Annotated in this window: 4 protein-coding genes; 3 read left to right on the top strand and 1 reads right to left on the bottom strand. The window is 52.4% G+C overall.

Annotated features, from left to right (window positions below):
- The 3 genes from ACEYDX_RS05400 to ACEYDX_RS05390 all read left to right on the top strand — a co-directional run.
- Positions 1–442: uracil-DNA glycosylase family protein (locus ACEYDX_RS05400; RefSeq protein ID WP_373741007.1), on the top strand; the 442-nt coding region annotated here is incomplete at its 5' end.
- Positions 443–503: 61 nt separating this feature from the next.
- Positions 504–1,172 (top strand): TIGR02117 family protein, encoded by a 669-nt coding sequence (locus tag ACEYDX_RS05395; protein ID WP_373741006.1) that lies wholly within the window; start codon positions 504–506, stop codon positions 1,170–1,172.
- An 860-nt stretch (positions 1,173–2,032) separates the two neighbouring features.
- The gene (locus ACEYDX_RS05390) at positions 2,033–2,311 is read left to right on the top strand and encodes a hypothetical protein (protein ID WP_373741005.1); all 279 of its coding nucleotides are present in this window, start codon (positions 2,033–2,035) and stop codon (positions 2,309–2,311) included.
- Positions 2,312–2,421: 110 nt separating this feature from the next.
- On the opposite strand, the gene ACEYDX_RS05385 is transcribed toward ACEYDX_RS05390, so the two are convergent.
- Positions 2,422–2,995 (bottom strand): aromatic amino acid transport family protein (locus tag ACEYDX_RS05385; protein ID WP_373741004.1); only part of this gene is annotated, 574 nt, incomplete at its 5' end.

Here is a 2,995-nt window from a genome sequence, read left to right as displayed (position 1 = left end):
TGATGTTTCCGGCATCCGCCCTGCCGACGTGATGGTGGTTTCCGTCTGCCCCGCGCCCGAAGACCATCTGGCCGGACAACTGTTCAGCGGCAGCGTCGGCGTTTTGCTCGACAATATGCTTTCCGCCATTGGCCTTACACCCGAACAGGCGCACAAAACCGTTTGGCTGAAAACCGCCGATATAGCCGCCCGCCCTGACGAAGCCCAAATCCAAGCCGCGCTGCCGCAAATGCAGGCCGAACTGGCCGCCAGCCGCGCCCGCGCCGTGCTGCTGCTCGGACAGGCGTTTACCCCGCAGCAGGCGGCCGTGCAAACCCTGTCGGCGCAAGCCCGCTGTTTCCACATCCCCCACCCCGCCCGCCTGTTGCGCCAGCCGCAGCTCAAACGTCAGGCTTGGGAAGAATTGCAGAAATTACAGCAGTTTCTGGAACAGGCCGTCTGAAAATGTTTTTCAGACGGCCTTTCTGTCATAATGGCCGTCTTACTATTTCTCAAGCCGAATCATGAGAAAAATCTTCAAAACTGCCGCCTATTCACTCTTTGCCCTGTTTGTCTGCGCCGCACTCTATTTCGCCGCGGCATGGGGTTTGTCCGCCGTTTCCGTCAACGATGCACCGCCGTCTGAAGACATCACGCTCTATCTCTCCAGCAACGGCGTTCACGCCGATTTGGTGATGCCGTTGGCCAACGACATCACCGACTGGCGCGACACGGTTTCCCCTGCCGATTCCTGTTCCCGAAGCCCCGATGCACAATTCGTCGGCATCGGCTGGGGCGAACGCAATTTCTACCTGCACACCCCGTCGTGGGGCGATTTGACCGTACCCACCGCCGCCCGTGCTCTGAGCGGACTCAACAGCACGCTGATACACGCCACGTTTTACGGCCAGCCACCGCAGGAAGGCGAACGCGCCGTCAAATTTACCGTCAGCCGCGAACAATACCGCCGTTTGGCCGAAAACATCCGCCGCCACTTCGCCCTGAAAAACGGCCGCGCCGTTGCCGTAGCAGGCTCGGGCTACAACGAACACGACGTTTTTTACGAAGCGCAAGGCCGCTATCATCTGTTCAACACCTGCAACACCTGGCTGAACAGCCGTCTGAAAGAAAGCGGCATCAAAAGCGTGGTCTGGACACCGTTCGCCGCGCAGCTTCTGGATGCCCACCGCTAAACAGCGTCGGCAAAAGCATTCGGAACAAACCGTACGTCCTGCTTCCTTCCGAGTTTCCCGCAAAAACCAAAGGCCGTCTGAAAATAATTTCAGACGGCCTTTGCCTTATTCCGTAAAACCGCTTATTCGGAAGCGGCCTTAATGTTTTGCGCTACGGTGCCCGCACTTGCGGCAACACCCGACATACCGATTAAGGATGCGGCGGCCAATTTGATGATTTCTTTCATGTTTGCGTCCTTTCCTGTTTGGAAGGTAATCTCTTGGTTGTATCCGACCGCTTATTTGGATGCGCGGTTCATATTGTGTGCAACGGTGGCGGCGGAAACGGCCAAACCGGACATGCCGATGAGCGAAGCTGCTGCCAGTTTAATCAGTTGGTTCATTTTTCGTCCCTTCTTCATTCAAAATATGCTGCGTTCAGTTATTCTTGGTTACGGAGTCGATATTGCGGTGGATGCTTTTTACACCGGCGGTTACACCCGCCATGCCGATCAGAGATGCTGCGGCCAATTTGATGATTTCTTTCATGTATTGCAATTCCTTTCAGGAGTGGATAAAGATGTAATCGGATAACAAAGTGCTGCTCCGACGATTCGCATCATACCGCCATATTTGTTAAAAATAAACTATAATTTTAAAGAAAAGTATTTTAAAGTTAATTTATGTCTTAGAAACACTATAAAATAAGTATTTATGTAATTTGACATCGATGAAGTGTGAGCTATCAGCCTGAATTTGTCGTTTTATTTTATAAATCACACCCCAAAAATCATGATGTAACGTTGTGAAATTGCACCATTTTTTTCCATTTTGTAGTGAAACTACATTTTATCAAGCAGGCCGTCTGAAAGTGAACATCCTTGAAAGTACCGATATACGGTACTTTCAAGGATTTTTTATTGCCTGAATATGGAAAACGGAGCGACACCCGGACAATATTCTCCGGTATCCGCTACCGTCGTACGGCTGCAACAAAGACGGTTTTATGTCGTTTTTTCCGCAATCATGTAGTTTTCAGACGGCCTGCCGTGTTTAAAACACATGGTAAAAAACTGCCGCCGTTTCCAAACTACGGGAACGGCGGCAGCATCGGGCGGCAAATTGCCAACGGTACTCCTGCAACACAAAAGAGCAGGTAAACAGCGGTTAAACAGCTTCTAAAATGCTGCGGCACCGCATTTTCAGACGGCCTCAAACGGTTTCGGGTATCCCTGAACAGATCAACAGTGCGGTCCGGCAATTTTTCCAATCAGCCTTTGAACACGGGCACGGCTTCCATCTGGCTCAATATCTGCGCGGCGATATTGACGATGCCGAAGGCAAACACCCATACCATCAGCCACCATCCGCCGTACACGCTGTAACCTTTGCCGCCGCCGAATTTCTGCCGCGACCTGTAAAGCAGCATGGCGGGGATGATGGATGTCCACACCGCCGCCGCCAGACCCACATAGCCGATAACGGTTACGAACCCCGTGGGAAACAGCAGGCAGCAGACCAACGGCGGCAGGAAAGTGAGTGCCGCTGTTTTGCTGCGTCCTGCCGTGCTATCGTCCCATTTGAAAATATCGGCGATGTAGTCGAACAGGCCGAGCGTTACGCCGAGAAACGATGTGGCAATGGCCATATAGGCAAAGAAGGTCAGCACCAAATCCATACTGCCCGTGGCTACAAATTTCGATAAAGTCTTAATCAGAACAGATACTTGCCCTTCGGCTGCAATCACGGGCGCAAATTCGCCGCGCGGCAGGTTGCCCTGAATCGCAAGCTGCCACAACACATAAATCACCAGCGCAATCAGCGTTCCTATCCACAAGGCTTTG

This window comes from Neisseria sp. (assembly GCF_041804105.1).
In the GTDB taxonomy this organism is placed as follows: domain Bacteria; phylum Pseudomonadota; class Gammaproteobacteria; order Burkholderiales; family Neisseriaceae; genus Neisseria.
Note: the sequence above shows the minus strand (reverse complement) of the source record. Positions and strands in the feature narration are given on the sequence as shown.

Bases quoted from the DNA above. Each gene is read 5' to 3' on its own strand.
- ACEYDX_RS05395 (WP_373741006.1), top strand. From the start codon at position 504: ATGAGAAAAATCTTCAAAACTGCCGCCTATTCACTCTTTGCCCTGTTT.